This window comes from uncultured Actinomyces sp., assembly GCA_900541895.1.
Taxonomy (GTDB): Bacteria; Actinomycetota; Actinomycetes; order Actinomycetales; family Actinomycetaceae; genus Pauljensenia.
On sequence record UWSI01000018.1, the window covers coordinates 17,641 to 36,046 of the forward strand.

At 55.8% G+C, this 18,406-nt stretch carries 17 protein-coding genes; 1 reads left to right on the forward strand and 16 read right to left on the reverse strand.

All coding sequences use genetic code 11. The features are described 5' to 3' along the window. Nucleotides 1-2 precede the first annotated feature (2 nt). Both QZR18_RS05720 and QZR18_RS05725 read right to left on the reverse strand, forming a co-directional pair. The gene (locus tag QZR18_RS05720) at nucleotides 3-875 is read right to left on the reverse strand and encodes an electron transfer flavoprotein subunit alpha/FixB family protein (RefSeq protein ID WP_178703654.1); all 873 of its coding nucleotides are present in this window, start codon (nucleotides 873-875) and stop codon (nucleotides 3-5) included. A gap of 15 nt (nucleotides 876-890) precedes the next feature. Next, nucleotides 891-1,652 carry an electron transfer flavoprotein beta subunit/FixA family protein gene (locus QZR18_RS05725; protein WP_178703656.1) on the reverse strand — a complete coding sequence of 254 codons (762 nt, stop codon included), beginning with the start codon at nucleotides 1,650-1,652 and terminating at the stop codon, nucleotides 891-893. Nucleotides 1,653-1,798: 146 nt separating this feature from the next. Here QZR18_RS05725 and QZR18_RS05730 point away from each other — a divergent pair, with 146 nt between their 5' ends. Then, complete coding sequence (locus QZR18_RS05730) at nucleotides 1,799-2,431, forward strand: TetR/AcrR family transcriptional regulator (RefSeq protein WP_178703658.1); 633 nt, start codon at nucleotides 1,799-1,801, stop codon at nucleotides 2,429-2,431. On the opposite strand, the gene QZR18_RS05735 is transcribed toward QZR18_RS05730, so the two are convergent. The 14 genes from QZR18_RS05735 to QZR18_RS05800 form a co-directional block, all read right to left on the reverse strand. Continuing rightward, nucleotides 2,392-3,069 (reverse strand): MBL fold metallo-hydrolase, encoded by a 678-nt coding sequence (locus tag QZR18_RS05735; protein ID WP_178703661.1) that lies wholly within the window; start codon nucleotides 3,067-3,069, stop codon nucleotides 2,392-2,394. The two genes, QZR18_RS05730 and QZR18_RS05735, sit on opposite strands and share 40 nt — an antisense overlap. Before the next feature lie 3 nt (nucleotides 3,070-3,072). Beyond that, nucleotides 3,073-4,461, reverse strand: a complete 1,389-nt coding sequence (locus QZR18_RS05740) for an MFS transporter (protein ID WP_178703664.1) — start codon at nucleotides 4,459-4,461, stop codon at nucleotides 3,073-3,075. Nucleotides 4,462-4,480: 19 nt separating this feature from the next. Continuing rightward, nucleotides 4,481-5,356, reverse strand: coding sequence for a MaoC/PaaZ C-terminal domain-containing protein (locus tag QZR18_RS05745; protein WP_178703667.1), 876 nt, complete (start codon nucleotides 5,354-5,356; stop codon nucleotides 4,481-4,483). A gap of 11 nt (nucleotides 5,357-5,367) precedes the next feature. Beyond that, nucleotides 5,368-6,924, reverse strand: a complete 1,557-nt coding sequence (locus QZR18_RS05750) for an AMP-binding protein (RefSeq protein ID WP_178703669.1) — start codon at nucleotides 6,922-6,924, stop codon at nucleotides 5,368-5,370. A 3-nt stretch (nucleotides 6,925-6,927) separates the two neighbouring features. After that, nucleotides 6,928-8,148, reverse strand: a complete 1,221-nt coding sequence (caiB, locus tag QZR18_RS05755; protein ID WP_048712247.1) for an L-carnitine CoA-transferase — start codon at nucleotides 8,146-8,148, stop codon at nucleotides 6,928-6,930. A gap of 19 nt (nucleotides 8,149-8,167) precedes the next feature. Continuing rightward, nucleotides 8,168-9,301, reverse strand: a complete 1,134-nt coding sequence (gene caiA / locus QZR18_RS05760; RefSeq protein WP_009407921.1) for a crotonobetainyl-CoA dehydrogenase — start codon at nucleotides 9,299-9,301, stop codon at nucleotides 8,168-8,170. Between the two features lie 41 nt (nucleotides 9,302-9,342). Beyond that, nucleotides 9,343-10,323, reverse strand: a complete 981-nt coding sequence (gene aes, locus QZR18_RS05765; protein WP_178703672.1) for an acetyl esterase — start codon at nucleotides 10,321-10,323, stop codon at nucleotides 9,343-9,345. Nucleotides 10,324-10,351: 28 nt separating this feature from the next. Then, on the reverse strand, nucleotides 10,352-11,662 hold the full coding sequence (locus QZR18_RS05770) for an MFS transporter (RefSeq protein ID WP_178703675.1): 1,311 nt from the start codon (nucleotides 11,660-11,662) through the stop codon (nucleotides 10,352-10,354). A 431-nt stretch (nucleotides 11,663-12,093) separates the two neighbouring features. Further along, a complete protein-coding gene (locus QZR18_RS05775; protein ID WP_178703677.1) occupies nucleotides 12,094-14,451 on the reverse strand; it encodes a polyribonucleotide nucleotidyltransferase in 2,358 nt (785 codons plus the stop codon). Between the two features lie 241 nt (nucleotides 14,452-14,692). Then, nucleotides 14,693-14,962: a 30S ribosomal protein S15 gene (gene rpsO / locus QZR18_RS05780; RefSeq protein WP_009407917.1), complete on the reverse strand. Its 270-nt coding sequence runs from the start codon at nucleotides 14,960-14,962 to the stop codon at nucleotides 14,693-14,695. A gap of 160 nt (nucleotides 14,963-15,122) precedes the next feature. Next, complete coding sequence (locus QZR18_RS05785; RefSeq protein ID WP_178703680.1) at nucleotides 15,123-16,112, reverse strand: bifunctional riboflavin kinase/FAD synthetase; 990 nt, start codon at nucleotides 16,110-16,112, stop codon at nucleotides 15,123-15,125. A gap of 12 nt (nucleotides 16,113-16,124) precedes the next feature. After that, nucleotides 16,125-17,123, reverse strand: coding sequence for a tRNA pseudouridine(55) synthase TruB (gene truB / locus QZR18_RS05790; protein ID WP_178703683.1), 999 nt, complete (start codon nucleotides 17,121-17,123; stop codon nucleotides 16,125-16,127). Then, a complete protein-coding gene (gene rbfA / locus QZR18_RS05795) occupies nucleotides 17,123-17,566 on the reverse strand; it encodes a 30S ribosome-binding factor RbfA (protein WP_178703685.1) in 444 nt (147 codons plus the stop codon). Before rbfA ends, truB begins: the two co-directional genes overlap by 1 nt. Nucleotides 17,567-17,584: 18 nt before the next feature. Beyond that, nucleotides 17,585-18,223, reverse strand: coding sequence for a malonic semialdehyde reductase (locus tag QZR18_RS05800; protein ID WP_178703687.1), 639 nt, complete (start codon nucleotides 18,221-18,223; stop codon nucleotides 17,585-17,587). Between the last annotated feature and the right edge of the window lie 183 nt (nucleotides 18,224-18,406).

Below are 18,406 nucleotides of genomic sequence, written 5' to 3' on the forward strand. Positions count from 1 at the left end.
CCTCAGGAAAGTGCTGCGGTGATCGCAGGCAGGACATCATAGAGGTCGCCCACAATTCCGTAGTCAGCAACCTCAAAGATCGGAGCATTGGCATCACTATTGACGGCAACGACGACCTTCGAATCGGACATGCCCGAGGTGTGCTGAACCTGACCGGAAATACCGGCGGCAAGGTACAGATCCGGAGCAACGTGCATGCCGGAAACACCCACATAGCGGTCCTTGGACAGCCATGCGGTTCCCTCAGCCAAAGGACGGGAGCACGCCAGCTCGGCGCCCAGCGCTGCGGCTAGGTCGCGGGCAATCTGCAGATCTTCCTCGGCCTTGAAGCCACGACCGGCTGCGACGATGCGACGTGCAGCAGCAAGGTTGGCGGGGCCCGAGCCAGCGGGCTCCACGGCGCTCACGCTTGCCTCGTAGTGTTCTTCCGAACCGGCCTCGGGCGCAACTTCCGCACCCTCAACGGGGGCTCCACCTTCGAGGACGACAACAGCACCACCGGTGAAGGAAATGCTTTCCTGTGTCAGGCCACCAAAACGCGAAAGTTCGGCCTCGCCAGCGGAAACGCGGAGCGCACCGTTGATGAAGGGAAGGCCAAGGCGCGCGGCAACAGCACCGGCGAGGACACGCTCAACAGGACGGTTCGCGGCAAAGATAATATCTGCGCCAGCGCCTTCCAACACAGCGCTCACCGCGGGGGCAAAAGCCTCAAGAGGCGCGTTGCTTCCACGACCGATGGTCACAACGCGGTCAACGCCAGCGATGCCGGTGGCCTCGTCGCCAAGAGCGATGACGGTAACGGGACCGATCGCGCGCGCGGCCTCAACCAGGGACGCAATCTGATTCGATGTCGTAATGATCCATGCGTTAGTCATTGTCCAAGTCCTTTCTCAGAGCACACCAGCGCTACGCAGCGCCTCAACCAGCTTCACAGCGGCGTCGTCACCACTGAGAATTTCCTTCTTACGTTCCTGAGCAACCGGACGCAGACGACCGGTGACCTCAACGGAAATCGGCTCGATGCCCAGATCAGCAAGAGCAACGGTGTCCATCGGCTTCTTTCCAGCCTGCAGAACATCCTTCATGCCGGGAACCTTGACGGTCGCAGCATCTGTCGTCACGGCAACGACGACAGGGCCCTCAACAGCAATCGTTCGGGTGCCAGACGCGGTAGCCTGCGTGATGGTCCACCCATCTGCGTTGGCCTCGACCGCGGAAACCTCCTGGAAGCAGGGCCATCCCAGGTAACCCGCGACCAGAGCAGACATCATCTTGGCAGACTCATCAATCGAAGAGTCACCGGTAAAGAGGATATTCGCGCCTTCAACCTTGCGAACCAGAGCGGCAAGCGCTCCTGCAACCGCAGTGGCGTTCAGATCACGAACGGCATCATCGGCGACGACCAACGCACGGTCGAATCCGCGCGAAAGAGCAGCCTTTTTTGCCATCGAGGAGGACACCTGTGCGTCTCCTACGGAAATGCCAACGAGCTCTTCGCCCTTAGCATCTGCAACAGTGCGCGCCACCTGAATGGCAACAGGGTCGTATTCACTCACCGCAGCCTTCGCACGCGACCAGTCAACGACACCATCAGAACCCACGGTTGTATCCTGCGGGTTCGCAGCGTACTTATACGCGACAACGATACTCATCGTGTCCTTCTCTCTTGAGTGTTGTTTTCGGATAGATACAGGGAAGTCTCCCCAAGTTTTCTCAGCTCCCGAAAAGCGCACGCATTAACCCGCAAGGTGCGAGTAATATGGCGCTTACCAGCAGCTATGAAAGAAAGGTGCAGGTCGTGCCGAATCCTCGACAAGACGCGCCCAAAGTTGGTCGGCCACGCAATGAAGTGGTCGAAGCCAAGATCATCGAAAGCGCCCTGACACTCTACGGAGAGGTCGGCTGGGCTGCTTTCAACTTGACCAAGGTCGCCAGCGCTGCCGGAGTGGGCAAATCCAGCATTTACACACGCTGGGAAACCCGCGATGACCTCCTGAAGGACGCCTTCGCGCGATTGGTTCGTTGCCCTGGCCCACACGGGAATAGCGCGCGGGAAGTTTTGATGAACGAGGCCGAATTCCGCCTTCGCGAGTACCTTGGCCCGAATCGTCGGGCAGTTCGTCGTCTGTTCGTCGAGGCCGGTGAAACAAACGATCCGACGATCGCACTGATTCACAACCAGATTTTCATTACCCCCTTGGGTGCAATTCGCACGCGCTTGTGGGAGTTCAAGAGCGCGGGGCAGATTAAGGACACATTGTCGGTTACCCGCCTGCTTGACGCGGTTGAAGGCTCGGTTCTGATGCGAACCTTCTGCCTGCCCGATGACTACATCGACTGCTTCATGCTGAAGGTTCCGCGTTACCTTGAAGCTTTGATTGACGATCAGCTTCATAGCAATCTCAATCCGTCATTACGCGCAGTGTCCTGAACCATTTCAGGCGGGCAAAGAACGCGTGCCCAGTGCATGAGCTGCGCCTTTTCTGCTGCCAAAGTGGTGGCGGGACCGTGCCCGGGAAGTACGCGAAGATCCTGAGTAACCTCTGCGAGCTTCGCGCAGGAAGTGGCCATAAGTGCTTGGTCTCCCCCAGGGAAATCGGTCCGTCCAATCGTTCCAGCAAATAGCATGTCACCACTGAAGAGGATCGAATTGGCACGATCAATCAGACAGATATGTCCCTGGGTGTGTCCCGGGGTATCGATCACCTCAAGGCAATCGCTCCCCCACTCAATGGCATCGCCTTCCTTCAAAGGTCGATCAACGTGATCTACGACGTAGTCGACACCTTCGGCATCGAATCCAGACAGGTGTAAGTCGCGCGTTCCAGCAACGTCTGCAGCTCCACAGGCAACCCAGCACCCGTGTTGAGCGACAAGCTCATTAACTGCCCCAATGTGGTCGCAATGACAGTGGGTGAGCACAATACCAACGACATCCAAGTCCTGTGTCCATTGCTGGAGGAAGTTCGCCTGGTCGCCCGGGTCGACAATAATCGTCCCGCCTTCATTCGTTAGCGCGTAGCAATTCGTGCGGTACGCGCTCACAACCACTGAATCAATGCGATACATCGTTTAGCGCCCCTTGAAGTCCGCTGATCCTGTAACGTCCAAACTCAGTCCCTTGGTTTCGGGGGCCCAAGCGAAGGAAACACCAAATCCAAGAGCTGAAATGAGGGCACCGGCAAGCATGGTCGCAGAGATCCCGTAATCGGCGATAAATGCCGGAAGGACGAACATTGAGTAGACGGTGCCGATTCGGCTCAGAGCCATAGCAACGCCCATTGCCGAGGCACGAATGGAGGTTGGGAAGAGCTCGTTGGGATAGAGCCACTCGAGGTTGCCCGGACCGCCAGCAAGAAGTGCGTAGGCGATGAAGCAGATGGAAATCAGAACGATTCCCCCCTGTGGGAAGAAACCGATCAGCCCAAGCGCAATCGTCATACCGAAGAAACACCAGATGATGAGCGGGCGACGCCCTACGCGTTCAGCCAAGTACATTGCGGGGAATGTACCGAGCATGAAGAAGGTGCCGATAACAAGTTCGCCAATCAGCGAATTGCGTCCCTCTCCCAGGCCGATGGAACCAACGATTGTCGGGCCATAGGTGTAGAGAGCAAACATTGGAATTGCCTGGCAGAGCCAAATCACACCAACGAAGATCACTCGACGCAGATAAACACCGCTGAAGATCTTCTTAAACTCGGTTTTTTCAGCAATCTCTTGCGCAGGAAGGCGGACATTTTCACCGAAGAGTTTCATGACAACATGATCGGCCTCTTCTTGACGGCCCTTCGATGCCAACCACCTGGGAGATTCTGGGATATCCCAACGTCCGATAAGGATGAGTACTGCCGGAATCGCAGACGATGCAAGCATCCACCGCCAGCCGTGAGGAGTCTCGTAAAGAGCGTAGCCAACAAGAGCCGCGGCATTGGCGCCAAGGTACCATGCGGCAGCGATCATGCCCATCGACATTGCACGATATTTGCGGGGTGAAAACTCCGCGATCATCGATGTGGCAATCGGATAATCGGCGCCGATTGCCACACCGATGAGGAAGCGCAGAACCACCAATTGCAGAGGAGACGTAACGACGGCACACAGTGCCGACAAAACGACAATGACAATCAGGTCGAGAATAAACATCTTGTGACGACCAATGAGGTCCGTCACCCATCCTCCGACCGCAGCTCCCAAGAAAAGCCCAACCAACGCAGCAATTCCCAGCAAGCCCGACATGGAATTACTGATCTCGATATCGGTACCCAGGCGTGAAAGCGCCACGCCAATAATTCCTAGAACATAGCCTTCAAGGAACGGACCACCACTGGAAAATGCGATGATGCGCCATAGCACACCCGACATATCCAGATCTTCGAGATCTGTTACTTCCTTTTTCACTGCGTGTATCTCCTCTAACACCTCGATAGCAGAGCCGCGGATCATCGTGTGATCATGCATCTATGCTTTCAAGGTTACTTCAGCGGTATTCGATAATCCCCCAGTTCAGGTGAGGCTTCGCACCGGTCACATCGGCATCCTCGTCTACCAGTTGGAAACGAAGCTCGCCTTCCGCGACCTTCCACAGCTTCGTCTTCAGAGTGCTACCAGGTAGAACCGGCGAAGTAATACGGGTCTTGAAACGGGTGATGCGCTCGGGTTCTCCGGGAACAAAAGCGTTAATTGCATGACGCATAACAACACCCGCGTAAGAGATTGCGTGAAGAATGGGACGAGGCTCACCGTTCTCAGCTGCATAATCCCAGTCGATGTGCTGCGGGTGGTAGTCTCCCGACAGACGGTAGATCAAGGCCTGGTTCTCAGGAATACGCTCAACAACCTCGATATCAGCCTCACGCTCTGGCATCTCAACGATGTCCTTGGGAGGCTTGGGCCCACCCCAACCGCCGTCGTAAATCAGGCAGTCCCAAGATTCGTTCGTGAAAAGCAGGTTGCCGTCCGAATCGTAGGTGTCACCAATATGCTGAGCGAGCAGACCACGGCCCTCACCACGGTCATAGAGCCCTTCAAGGCGAACCATGGTTTCCAAGTGATCGCTCATCTTGGTGATCGGCTGATGGAAGCGGATATCGAAGCCCCAGTGCAGGGAGCCCGCATAGTTGTAGCCGTAGTCAATAGTGCGAGTGACCTCGGAATCCACGATGAGCATCGCACCAAACATGGGCAGAACCTTGAGCTGAGGATTACGTTCGTCGTGCTCGTTGAGGTATTCGAGGCCATCCTTGCCATCGATACCTGCACCGCAACCAAGAGCAAAGAGCTCAAGATCACGGAAAGTGTAGTCGCGGACGAAAGGACCGAAGGTCTGTCCGACCATATCCGTATTGATTGCCATGCCTGTTCCTTTCACAGGGTTTTGAGTAATTCTTTGTTGACTTTGCCGTATTCACCGCGAGGCAGCTCATCAATGATTCGTACCTCGTTGGGAACTTTGAAGGAGGACAGTCGTTGGCGGCAAAACTCCAACACACTGTCAGGGCTCAGGTCCTTACCCGGGTAGAGGGTAAGGAAGGCATGAATATCTTGCCCGCGAATAGGGTTGCGAACTCCAACAACCGCCGCGTCACTCACTTCGGGGATTTGGCGTAGAAGATTTTCAATTTCACCCGAGGCCACCGACTCACCGTTACGCTTGATGAGGTCATGCCGCCGATCGACGAAGAAAAGCCATCCATCAGGGTCAACGTATCCCCAGTCACCGGTGTGATACCACCCATCAATGACTGCCTCCCCAGTCGCATCTGGGCGCTTCCAGTACCCCTGCATGAGCGAGATTCCCATCTCGCCGCGAATGCAGATTTCACCATTACGCCCCTGTGGCACTTCCGCTCCAGATTCATCGCAAATCTTGAGTTCGTAGTCCGGACCAACTTGTCCCACAGAAGGCCACCGCCGCTCCCCCACGGGCGGATCGGTGACAACTCCAACCAAGGTCTCGGTCGACCCATAGTTATTCAGTAGTGGAACAGCAAAACGCTTTTCAAAGCGTTCTTTATCTTCATCAGACAAGATCAGGAAATAGTGCATCTGACGCACGCAGTGGTTCTGTTCTTCTGGATCCACGGGTTGAGCAAGCAAGGTCATGACAATCAGTGCCATCCCCTGGACCAAAGTCGCTCGGGTCTGACACACCGATTTCCAGAAACGATGCGCGCTGTATCGACTGAGAAGAATCAGAGTCGCTCCGGCGGTAATGACTGGAATGAAGGCTGAGAGCTGGAAGTTCACGTGACTGGCAACCATGGATGTCGCATAGCGATCATCACTGGTCATCGCCAGTTCCCAATTGACATATTTTCCTGAAAATACGGCATTGGCATGCGTGATCATGACGCCTTTAGGAGATGAGGTCGTCCCAGAGGTGAACATAATTTCCAGAAGACTCAGTGCTTCAAGCTGCGGATCGTAATCCAGTTGTGGCGAGCAAGTCCGGCTGAGAGCAGCTAGAGAACCTTCCTCCTCACCTGCGTCGCTTCCCACCAAGAGCACCTGAGCTCCCGAGGCCAGCACGGCCTCGTCAAGGGTGAGCGAGCACCCCCGGGTACAAATCACCGCGCGAGCGCCACTGGCATCGATCAGCCCCGCAAGTTCAAAAGAAGTTCCCTTCGTATCTAGGGGAACGATGATCGCACCGATCTTCGCGATCGCCAAGAAGCATTCGATGAACTCGATGCTATTGGGCAAGTAGAGTGCAATGCGGTCACCGCTGCGAAAGCCCAGCTTAAGAAGGGCATTCGCATATCGATTCACTTGTTCATCTGTCTGACGGTAGGTGCGTTCCACGCGCACACCAGCGCACACATCCTCAAAAATGAGGAAGCTGCGTTCTGGGGCTGCATGAACCGCATCCTCCCAGATGTCGCGCAGATTCGTGCGCGAGTGAATCTCATCCCGAATGGTCACGAATCAGTCCTCTTCGGCGAACTTGATGGAACCGGAGGCCTTGAAACGCTCGATATCCTCATCCGAGAAACCACTGCGGTGGAGGACATCTCGAGTGTCTTCACCCAATGCGGGCATTGGACGCCAGAAGCCACCGGGACGATGCGCGAAACGAGGAACCGTATTGAGGCCCTTGATCGTCTCTCCTTCGCGGTTCTCCCACTCCATGAAGTTTCCGCGCAGTTTCGTGTGTTCTTCGGCCAAGAGGTCGTCGAAATCCAAGCACTTCTGAGCCGCGATCTTGTGGGCAACAAAATCTGCCTCAACATCGTCGACATTCTGGGTGAGCAGGTACTCTTCCAGTTTTTGTTCGATCAACGAGGCCTTGGGGCCGTCAAGCCACAGCGCTGAGGTGTCCTCGGGGTACTCTTCTGTTCCCCACAGATCCCCCAGACCAATGACCTCAAGCAGGTACTTGTTCTGAGGAACACCGTAGCAGCACAGGCCCAGGATTCCGTCCTTGGTCTTGTACTGGCCGATTGCGCACAGGTTCTGATGGCGTGCACCCGCACGCGGGTAGAGCACTCCCTTATTCATGTAGTCGATCATGTAGTAGGCGCCGACGCGCAGCATCGTTTCATACATTGCGACGTCGATCGACTCACCTTCTCCGGTGCGCTGAGCACGGAATACCGCAGCCAAGGCAGAGGAAATCACCATGAGCGAGTTGAAGTAGTCGCCAGTGTAGGGAGCTGCCGTCATTGCTTCTTCAGGGGTACCATTCTGGTACACGTAACCCGAATAATCCTGGACGGTCAGATCGTATGCCGCGGAGTGAACACGCTTGGGATCACCAACATGACCGAAACCGGAAACATGCACAATGACTAGGCGAGGGTTGACCTCCCACAGGAACTCATCGGTGATTCCCTTTCGTGCCCATACCGGACCCTTCGAGGACTCGATGAAGATATCCGCGTCCTTAACAAGCGCACGGATAATCTCTTTTCCTTCATCCGTGAAAGGATTCATCGAGATGGAGCGCTGATTGCGTCGTTCCATTTCCTTGACGAACTCGGTATCACGCACAGAGTCACCACTGTAGGTGTTCTCAATCCAAGTGATATCGGCACCCCACTCCGACATGATTTCGCACGCGGTAGGAACGGCAATCTCCACTGCCGAGTAAACGACCTTCAGGCCGTCGAGGTTACCGTAGGACGGCTTATCAACGGGTAATGACATCAGATACACCTCCCGCCGATCAGCGGTATTCCTTCAGAGCTGCACGGCCTGCGGTAAGGATCATCATTTCGTCAGTACCACCGCTGACACGGTCAACGCGCAGGTCGCGGAACATACGCTGGACGCGGTGTTCGCCGGTAATACCGACGCCTGCAAGAACCTGCAGGGCATTGTCGACGACTTCAAATGCTGCGTGTGCGCAGTAGTACTTCGCCATCGAGCAGTCACCACGACCAAGCAGACCGTTATCGTGCTTCCAGGCGATTTCGTAGAGCATGTTGCGCATATTGGTGAGCGCAACCTTCATGTCAGCAAACTTGAGCTGGATGAGCTGGTGACGGGCAATTGCCTGCCCACCCTGGACACGTTGGTTGGCGTAGCGCGCAGCATCTTCGAAAGCGCAGTAAGCCTGGCCGTAGTTGGTCAGAGCAACAAGGAAACGCTCAAGATCGAAATCGGCAACTCCGCGACGGAATCCATTTCCTTCGGTTCCGAAGAGGTCTTCTTCGCGAAGTTCGACGTTATCGAAGTAGATATCGCAGCAAGAGTCCATGCGCAGTCCCAGCTTGTGCAGGGGTTCCTTGGTAATGCCCGGCAGGGACATATCGACAAACCACTCGGTGTAGGTGTCCATGTTGTCGCTATCGCGAGCCATAACAACCAGGTAGGGCACGTACTTGGAAGAAGTAATAAAGGTCTTGTGACCGTTCAGGTAGACCTTGCCGTCCTTGCGGGTGTAGGTCGTGCGCATATCATCCCAGGAGGATCCTGCACTCGGCTCGGTCATTGCGTAGTTGAGCATCTGCTTACCGGTGCCCACGAAGGAAAGGATCTTTTCCTTCTGTTCCTCGGTGCCCTCACGCAGAACGGTATCCCAGCAGGGAAGCTGGTAGAGAACGTAGGTGGGGCCACCGGCGCGACCAAGTGCCTCGTAAGCGGCGGTAAGCGTCACCCAATCGGCACCCAGACCGCCGTTCTCCTCGGGAAGGAGGATCTGGTCAAAGCCGAGCTCGCAAATTGCCGAAACCCATTCCTGGGGGTATTCGGAGCGTTCATCGCATTCCTGGAAGTACTTCTCCCAGTTACGCGACTCCATCAATTCGGTGAATCCATCGACCATCAATTGCTGGTCTTCGCTCAGTGAAAAGTCCATTTTTACTTCCTATCGTCGGTGATGTGAAATGTGTGAGTTTCTTAGATTTTGTGGTTATGGAAGAAGTCAGCTGCCCGCCGCATCGCATCCATCGTGTCATCCAACATCCGAGAGTGATGAAGGAATGCATGGATGACCTTCGGATAGACAACGAATTCGTTATCCACGCCCGCGATATCAAGCAGTTCGTGAAGCGCCTCGGAATCGTCTTTGAGAGGATCCAAGCCTGCGGCCACGATGAAACAGGGAGGGACTTGCGAAGACAGATCGTTATCCAAAATATTCACGTATGGTTCGCGAATCTTTTCAAGATCTCCAAGGTAGGCCTTGAGATAGTACGCGTAATCGGCTTCGGTAAGACCATCCCAGGGGCCGCCCAGCAGTCGCATCGATCGAGAGTCACGCAACCCGTATGCTCCGTAGAAAAGCAGCATACTCCGCGCGTTCACAGCTTTATGGTGATCACGAAGGTAGAGCAACGCACCGAATGCCATATTTGCACCCGCACTGTCCCCCGAGAAGGAGACATCTCGAGGATCAATTCCCCACTCCTGGGCGTGCTGGACAATGTAGTCAGTGGCATCGGAAATTTCTTCGATCGGCTGCGGGTATTGAGCTTCCGGAGAGAGCGTATAGCCCACCGAAACAACGATGGCCCCCGTGAGCGAGGCAATCGTCCGCGTGATGCGATCATGGGTATCGACATCGCCGATCAACCAGCCGCCACCGTGAATATAAACAATCAGGGGACGAGCAGATTTGTTGTTATCTTCTTCCGAGGCCTGGGGGACGTAGCGGCGCACCGGGATACTCCCGTGGCGCGTCGGCACCATTCGGTCTTCCGCGCTTTCCACATGCGGACCGCCCTCGTTCCAGAAACGACGTTCACTGCGATAGGCCTGTCGCATCTCTTCAATACTCTGATCGGTCGAGTACGCGTCTTTTGCCAGCTCGTTTTGCTTGGCAACGACGGCGCCCATCTGCTCGCTCCACATACTGGGAACATCAAGCTTGTGTGCCACTACGTCCTCCTTCCTCAGTACGTGGTTTTCAGGCCTCGACGTTCTTCTTCGCGCGAATACGAATCACCACAACCAGGGCGATCGCACAAACCGCGGCCAGAAGGGCTGCACCGCCAAGAATCATGAAGATCTGATGGAACGCCGATTCTTGTGCGTCACCTGCGGCGTCGCGAATTGAGCCAAACCAGGTGTAGGAGAAGGTATCGGGAAGGAAGCCGATGACCGAGAGCAGGCCCGAGGCCGTACCAAAGACCGCGGGAGCAACCTTGCCTTCAGTGAGCTGCGAGGAAACAATACCGAAGACACCGTTGGCAATAAACGCCAAGAGAATCACCAATCCAGCGGTGAGGATAGCATTCGCGCCCGAGGGCAGGACGGCGAATCCAGCGAAAAGCACTGCAACCAACAGTGACGCAACTGCAATGACACGCGAAGGAGAGCCGACCTTCTCAGCAAGCCATCCGAAGAAAGGAGCCGAGACCAGCGAAATACCGTAGGTACGGACGGTTGCAACCATGGTGACCACTGCGGGAGCAAGCATCATGACCTTGTTCATGTAGCCGGTGGTTTGGTTGACGCCGGTGTAGAAGAAGTAGACGAAGAATAAGGTGGCAGCTGCCAGCCAGACGACAGGATTCGCCAAGACCTGACCGATTTGCTTCACCGAGAAACCGCCTTCGGTGGAGCCAATTTCGCCTTCGAACTTCGGGATGAAGAAGAAGGAGAGGACGGCGAGAACCATGATCAGGCCACCCAAGATGAAGAGCAGGGTACGCATGGGGATGATGTCACCACGCGATGCGAGGTGGGCAACCAGCCACGAGTTGAAGAAGCCCAGGATCAGACCCGCAAGGCCATAGAAGGCGTAAGAAAGACCGATGTTGCGCGAGTAGCCGTTTTCATCAGAGATCAGGCGCACAAGCTTGTAACGGATACCCCACCAAATGAGGATGGTTGTGATGCCCATTGCGACAAAAAGGAAGCGAATGGTGGTCAGCGAGGGGAACATTGCGTACCAGAAGGTGAGCAGTGCAGTCAGACCGAAACCGACCCACGAAAGGGTCCGAACGCGAACGATATCCGCCACAATACCGGAGGGGAGATAGCACACAAGCGCGGTCATAGCGTATGCGCTCAGAAGCGTACCCAGCGTGGTGGCAACGTTTTCGGTCGTAGCACCACCCGAGGCGATGAGGGCCTTACCCAGTGGTTCTTCGAAGACGTACTGAAGATAGGCAGGAGTGTAAATGATCGAGCTACCGATAGAGACCAAGATCAGAAGGAAGATGCGGTGACCTGCGCTCAGGTCGCTCGCTTTCCTCTCTGCAGAACCCAACATGTGAAAGACCTTTCTATCACTGAAGAATAGAGTTCATCGGACTAGGGTGAGACCGCACGTATCCTGGACTACATTCGTCCATAATTGCGGCTTGTTCGTGCAGCATCCCGCCACTGGGGGCGGTGAATTTCTGCAGACATACATCAGTGCCAAAACACGATATGTCACAGGCAATAATCGCTGCCACGTCCTCAACGCTATCAATGGCCTCACATGAAAACGGGGGGTCTTTAGGCCCAAAGAATCAAATCTTTTCCGACGGTATTCGTCGATAATTACTGCTTTTTTCAGATAACTGAGATGACACCTTGAAGGCGAAGAACATGCTGTTGCAAAGGCATAAATTTGACGTGTGGGGCGAAGGAATTCCTTCGCCCCACACGTCATAAAAGTTGTGAGTACGCGTTGTCTAACGCGCCCTCAGCGCGAGGTCACTCCTCGTCGGAGCCCTCAGATGCCTGGGCCTCGTCATCATCGCGACGACGGCGTGTGCGCGTACGGGGACGACGCTCACGGCGTTCACGACGCTCAGGGCGCTCTGAACGCTCGCGACGGCGAGGCTGTTCATCGCTGGCCTCGAGCTCGCCAGTTTCGCCATCGACGACGGCGTAAAGGCTGAGCTTGCCGCGGTCGCCAATCTCGTGGATCTCAACCTCGACCTGCTGGCCAACCTGAAGGACATCATCGACAGAGTCAATGCGCTTACCGCCGACCAGACGACGAACCTGCGAGATGTGCAGCAGGCCGTCCTTGCCGGGGGTCAGGGAAACAAAAGCACCGAAGGAGGTCGTCTTCACGACGGTTCCCACGAAGCGCTCCCCTACCTCGGGCATCTGCGGGTTGGCAATCTGGTTGACCATCGCGCGTGCTGCTTCTGCAGCCTCGCCGGTCGATGCGCCAATGTAGACAGTTCCGTCGTCCTCAATGGTGAGTTCGGCGCCGGTGTCTTCCTGGATCTGGTTGATCATCTTGCCCTTGGGGCCAATGACCTCACCGATCTTGTCGACGGGGACCTGGACCGTGATGATGCGAGGAGCGTAGGGGCTCATCTCATCGGGGGCGTCGATTGCCTGCTCCATCAGATCAAGGATCTGCAGACGCGCGTCGCGGGCCTGCGCCAGCGCGCCACGCAGCACCTGGGAGTCGATGCCATCGAGCTTGGTGTCAAGCTGCAGGGCGGTGATGAACTCGCGGGTACCGGCGACCTTGAAGTCCATATCGCCGAAGCCGTCTTCAGCACCGAGGATATCGGTCAGGGTCACGGCCTTCTGCTTGCCATCAACTTCACCGGTCATGAGGCCCATCGCGATGCCTGCGACGGGAGCGCGCAGCGGCACGCCAGCCTGGAGCAGCGACAGAGTCGATGCACACACGGAACCCATCGAAGAGGAGCCGTTGGAGCCCATGGTCTCGGAGACCTGGCGGATTGCGTAGGGAAACTCTTCACGCGAGGGAATCACGGGCTTGAGAGCGCGCTCTGCAAGGTCGCCGTGGCCAATTTCGCGGCGCTTGGGCGAACCCACGCGACCGGTTTCGCCAGTCGAGTAAGGCGGGAAGTTGTACTGGTGCATGTAGCGCTTCGCCGTGATGGGCGAAAGGTTATCCAGCTGCTGCTCCATACGGAGCATAGCCAGGGTCGTCACGCCCAGAATCTGGGTTTCACCACGCTGGAAGAGGGCCGAACCGTGGACTCGAGGAAGAACCTCGACCTCGGCGCTCAGAGAGCGGATGGTGCGCAGCGAACGGCCGTCCATACGGATTTCTTCGCGCAGGGTGCGGTTACGAATGGTCTGCTTCTCCAGAGAACGGAATGCAGCCTTGAGTTCCTTTTCTCCCTCAGGGAACTGCTCGGACAGCGCTTCGAGCATATCGGCCTTGACCTGGTCGACTGCCTCTTCACGGGCGAGCTTACCTTCAGTGAGAAGCGCCTTGGCAAGCTTATCGCCAACCCACTGCTCAACTGCTGCGTACTGCTCATCGGAGTAATCCAGGAAGATCGGGAATTCAGCGGTTTCCTTGGAGGCAACCTCCGCAACCTTCATCTGCGCTTCGCACAGTGCACGAATGAAGGGCTTTGCGGCCTCAAGGCCGTCAGCCACAACATCTTCGGTCGGCGCAACGGCGCCTGCCTGAATGAGATCCCATTCGTTTTCGCCACCGCCGGCCTCAACCATCATGATAGCGATATCTTCAGAACCGTCTTCGGTGGTCACAATACGACCGGCGACAACGATATTGAAGACGGAGCGTTCCATCTCTGACCAGCGCGGGAATGCCACCCACTGGCCGTCAATGAGGGCCAGACGGGTACCAGCGATGGGGCCAGAGAAGGGAAGACCCGCGATCTGGGTCGACATCGAGGCGGCATTTATTGCCAAGACGTCATATGCATCGTTGGGGTGTGCAGCCAGAACGGTTGCGACAACCTGAACCTCGTTGCGCAGGCCCTTCTTGAAGCCAGGGCGCAGCGGACGGTCGATCAGACGTGCTGCCAGGATTGCTTCGGTTCCGGGACGGCCTTCGCGACGGAAGAATGATCCCGGGATACGGCCGGCCGCGTAGGAACGTTCTTCAACGTCAACGGTCAGCGGGAAAAAGTCAAACTGATCCTTGGGCTGCTTGCCCGCGGTGGTCGCGGACAGAACCGCGGTTTCATCATCGAGGTAGGCCATGGCCGCACCTGCGGCCTGCTTGGCGAGGCGGCCCGTTTCAAAACGCACGACGCGCTTACCGAAACGGCCATTGTCGATGATCGCCTCTGCTGAGACGATATCTTCGCCTTCCATCATATGTGTGTTCTCCTTGAACTGATCTATTTCACACTACTTCGGCGTTCGTATCGGCCTTCGATCGAAGTCCACGGCTTTTGTCCGGCTCTTCCCACATCCGTAGGCGCCAGAGAAGCCGTAAACCACTGTCGAAAACCGCGCACGATTACGCCCTATCCAAAGTATTGAGTTATCGCGTGTGCACTTCGCCCACACGTAGTGATCCGGCTCGATTCCAACATGGAATCGAGCCGGACTAAAATCAGCGGCGCAGGCCCAGTCGTTCGATCAGCGAGCGGTAACGCTCAATGTCGATCTCGGCGAGGTAGCCAAGAAGGCGACGACGACGACCAACCAGCAGCAGCAGACCACGACGAGAGTGGTGATCATGCTTGTGAGTCTTGAAGTGCTCGGTCAGGTCCTTGATTCGCTGGGTCAGCAGCGCAATCTGAACCTCGGGGGAGCCGGTGTCACCTTCGTGGGTGGCGTACTCGGCGATGATCTGATCCTTGACGTCCTTGCTCAGTGGCACAGGCTTCTCCTTATAACTCGTTGCACGGAGCCACAGGGCGTTCCCTGTGCATACAATCCGTGGCCGACATGACGGCTTAGGCTAGTTTAGCATCCCATCTTCAGGCTTTAGTCGTGATCTGCAGCACGAGCGTCAACCCGAAGAATGAAGTACGAGGCGCTTAACGTGCAGTTACCGCCTTGGGATCCACTCGGGTGGGTACTCCAACACCAAGAACGTAGGCGCTAATTCTGAGATCCTCATCCATTTGAGACAGCAATGCGTCCAAGGATTCAAAGGATTCCATAGGCCGAATACGGCTCACAAACATGATGGAGACATTTTCACCGTAGAGGTTCAAGTCACTGCGCCCCAAGACGTGAGCTTCAACGGTTCGCACTTCACCGTCAAACTGCGGGTTCGTTCCCACCGAAATGGCTGCAGGCAGGAATTCAGCTGCCCCACTATCACCGATATGGCGTACGAGCCAACCGGCATAAACCCCATCTCCGGGAACAACACCTTCGATGTCATTGCAGAGGTTTGCGGTGGGGAATCCCAACTCACGCCCACGCTTATAGCCGTGCTCAACCGTCCCGCGGATTCGGTGAAGATGCCCCAACACGCGAGCGGCCCCTGAAACATCGCCCTCTTCTAGAAGCTGGCGAACCCACGATGATGACCAGCGCCGTCCTTCGGGAGCAGTGACATCATCCACCGAGGTAACGGTAAAGCCGAATTCCTCTCCAAGTGCCGAGAGTGTCTCTAGATCACCTGAATTGTGACGACCAAATCGGAAGTCCTTGCCGACAACGACTTCAGTAGCCCCCAGTGCGCCAACCACATATTTTTCAACGAATTCACGGGGGGTCAAAGTGTAAACGGATTCGTCGTAGTGAATAACGAAGGTTGCATTTAACCCGGCAGCAGCCATGGCGTCCAAGCGGTCACGCAAAGGGGAGATCAGCTTCAGAGGGCTATCCGGATTGTGCACCTGACGTGGATGGGGATCGAACGTACAAGCAATAGCCTGAACCTTCATTGCACGCGCATCGGTGACAGCAGCAGAAATCACCTTGCGATGCCCTTCGTGCATCCCATCAAAGTTGCCGATCGTTACAACTGAACTCAATCCCTTAGGAATCTCGTCTAAGGAACGCCAAATCTCCACTGTGGTTACTTTCTAGAAAACAAGAACTGTTGCGAAACGATTGTCAATAATCTTAAGAAGTCCGAGTACTTCGCCATCACCCCGATAGGCAGCAATTGGCCCCTGCTCACCGGGCTGAGTTCCCGGGAAATACTCCTCAACGAAACGAACGACTTCGCTGGCCTCACGACGCGGAGCTTGCCCGTGCGAGAAAGCACCGGCCTCGGCCTCGGAGAGAAGAAGGCAAGGGAACATTTCCCGCGCGGCTTCGCTCAGGGAGGTCAGCGGAAGAGGAGCCTCTCCCCCACTTAGCGCCGCGGCCTCGTCCAAGGACTGCAAGGTGTGGGCACAGTCAATTGAAAACTCACCAACTCGAGTGCGGCGTAAAGAGATCAAATGAGCGCCGCAACCCAACGCATTTCCAAGATCACGCGCAAGAGCACGAATATAGGTTCCCGCCGAGCACTCAACGACCACATTGAGGTCAACGCAATCGACGTAAGCGCTCTTGCCCTCCACAACGTACTCCACCCGGTGAGAGCGAGGCTGGCCTTGTGCTTCCAAGAGAGAAATTTCTACTTCTCGAGGCTCGAGTTTGACGTCCTCACCTGCACGGACCCTTGCATAGGCGCGTTTTCCGTTGACCTTAATAGCGCTCACTGCAGAGGGAACCTGAGAAATAGTTCCACGGAAACGAGAAAGCGCCGCTTCAATTTCTTCATTGCCGAGGCCCTCGCACCCTCTGGCCGTCGTTACTTCACCTTCCGCGTCTTCAGTTGTCGTCTCGACGCCAAAACGCACCTGCGCTTCATATCGTTTGGAATGATCAGTAATCCACGTGAGCAGTCTTGTTGCTTTGTTGATTCCAAGGACAAGCACCCCCGTCGCCATTGGATCCAATGTGCCCGCGTGACCAACTCGGCGTGTATGAGCTAAACGACGGGTACGCGAAACAACGTCGTGGCTGGTAATCCCTTGAGGTTTATCAACAATCAGCAGCCCCGAAACAGCATCAGTGGAGGCAGCGGTCATTAACGTTCGTCCTGCTCTTCTTCCTCTTCAGACTTGCGATAGGGGTCGGCTTCACCCGCGTACTGCGCACCCTCTGCCTGGCGAGCAACCTCTTCATCATGAGCCCGCGCAGATGCGAGCGCACTCTCCAAGGAAGCAACTGTTTCAGGAAGAGCATCAGGGATGAACTCAATACTTGGGGTAAGGCGAATTCCTAGTGCTTTACCGACCTCACTGCGAATCAAACCCTTTGCAGATTCAAAAGCACGAGCCGTCGCTGCGCGCTCTTCTTCACCACCAAGGACCGTGTAGAAAATCGAGGCATGTTGAAGGTCGCCAGTCACCCGAACATCGGTAATCGTTACGAAGCCCAGACGCGGATCTTTGATGCGTCGTCCCAGAAGGGAAGCAACAGTTTCTTGAATGCGATCTTGCACTTTACGAACTCGTGCTTCATCAGCCATGGCGTCCTCCTTATAGGATCAGGCGTTAACCTGAGGTTCGCGAAACACCTCATCGTACCCCACGCGCGGTCCACGTTCCTGGTAAGCATCGGTACCTGCATAACCCACGTTAATGACCAAAATTGGGTCGATATCTTCACCAGGGAAAAAATAGTCATGAAGAAGTTGGGCATCATCGGGATTCATAGGCCCGGTTTCCAAGCCCTGCGCACGAAGAGCAAGAATCAAATACGCGATTTGGATCGTGGCCGAAGTATGAGCCATAAGTGTGCGCATCTCGCCATTAGCTGCGAGCAGCTGTTCATAGCGTTCACCACGCGGGTGAAGTGAAGGAAGATCATGATGGAAATCCAGCTTTGAACCGCACACCAACACTAAAGGCGCACCTTGAGCTTGCTCCCTGTTACCACGGGGAAGGGCATTCAACAGGTTCTGCTTTGCCGCTCCACTGCGAACGATTGCAACGCGAAGCGGCTGGCCGTTCACTCCGGTGGGAGCCCACTGAGCCAAATCGTAAGCGGCGTGAAGCTGTTGATCGCTAACTGGCTCATCAGTAAAGCTGTATGCAGTATGAGCGCCACTGAAAAGTTCAGCAAGAACTTCTCTTGCGTTCAGCTCATCCAAATTGCAGGACGAAAAATCCGAAACTTCAGTCATACCTTGACTCTAACGCTGCGGCGCGCACAGCGCTGAGGGTGGAGCACTGTTGTGTGTTGTGTTTGCCTGGTAGCCGCGCGTGTGTGTGGATGCGGGTGTAACCGGTGCTGCGCGTGTGGCTGGCGTGTGTGTTGTGTGGGTGGGTGAAAAAAGAGAGAGGGGGGGTTGGAACAGTGTTCCAAC

Coding starts and splice junctions, on each gene's coding strand:
- QZR18_RS05720 (WP_178703654.1), bottom strand. CDS start 875: ATGACTAACGCATGGATCATTACGACATCGAATCAGATTGCGTCCCTG.
- QZR18_RS05725 (WP_178703656.1), bottom strand. CDS start 1,652: ATGAGTATCGTTGTCGCGTATAAGTACGCTGCGAACCCGCAGGATACA.
- QZR18_RS05740 (WP_178703664.1), bottom strand. CDS start 4,461: ATGCATGATCACACGATGATCCGCGGCTCTGCTATCGAGGTGTTAGAG.
- QZR18_RS05770 (WP_178703675.1), bottom strand. CDS start 11,662: ATGTTGGGTTCTGCAGAGAGGAAAGCGAGCGACCTGAGCGCAGGTCAC.
- QZR18_RS05775 (WP_178703677.1), bottom strand. CDS start 14,451: ATGATGGAAGGCGAAGATATCGTCTCAGCAGAGGCGATCATCGACAAT.
- rbfA (WP_178703685.1), bottom strand. CDS start 17,566: ATGGCTGATGAAGCACGAGTTCGTAAAGTGCAAGATCGCATTCAAGAA.
- QZR18_RS05735 (WP_178703661.1), bottom strand. CDS start 3,069: ATGTATCGCATTGATTCAGTGGTTGTGAGCGCGTACCGCACGAATTGC.
- QZR18_RS05745 (WP_178703667.1), bottom strand. CDS start 5,356: ATGGCAATCAATACGGATATGGTCGGACAGACCTTCGGTCCTTTCGTC.
- truB (WP_178703683.1), bottom strand. CDS start 17,123: ATGACCGCTGCCTCCACTGATGCTGTTTCGGGGCTGCTGATTGTTGAT.
- caiA (WP_009407921.1), bottom strand. CDS start 9,301: ATGGACTTTTCACTGAGCGAAGACCAGCAATTGATGGTCGATGGATTC.
- caiB (WP_048712247.1), bottom strand. CDS start 8,148: ATGTCATTACCCGTTGATAAGCCGTCCTACGGTAACCTCGACGGCCTG.
- QZR18_RS05800 (WP_178703687.1), bottom strand. CDS start 18,223: ATGACTGAAGTTTCGGATTTTTCGTCCTGCAATTTGGATGAGCTGAAC.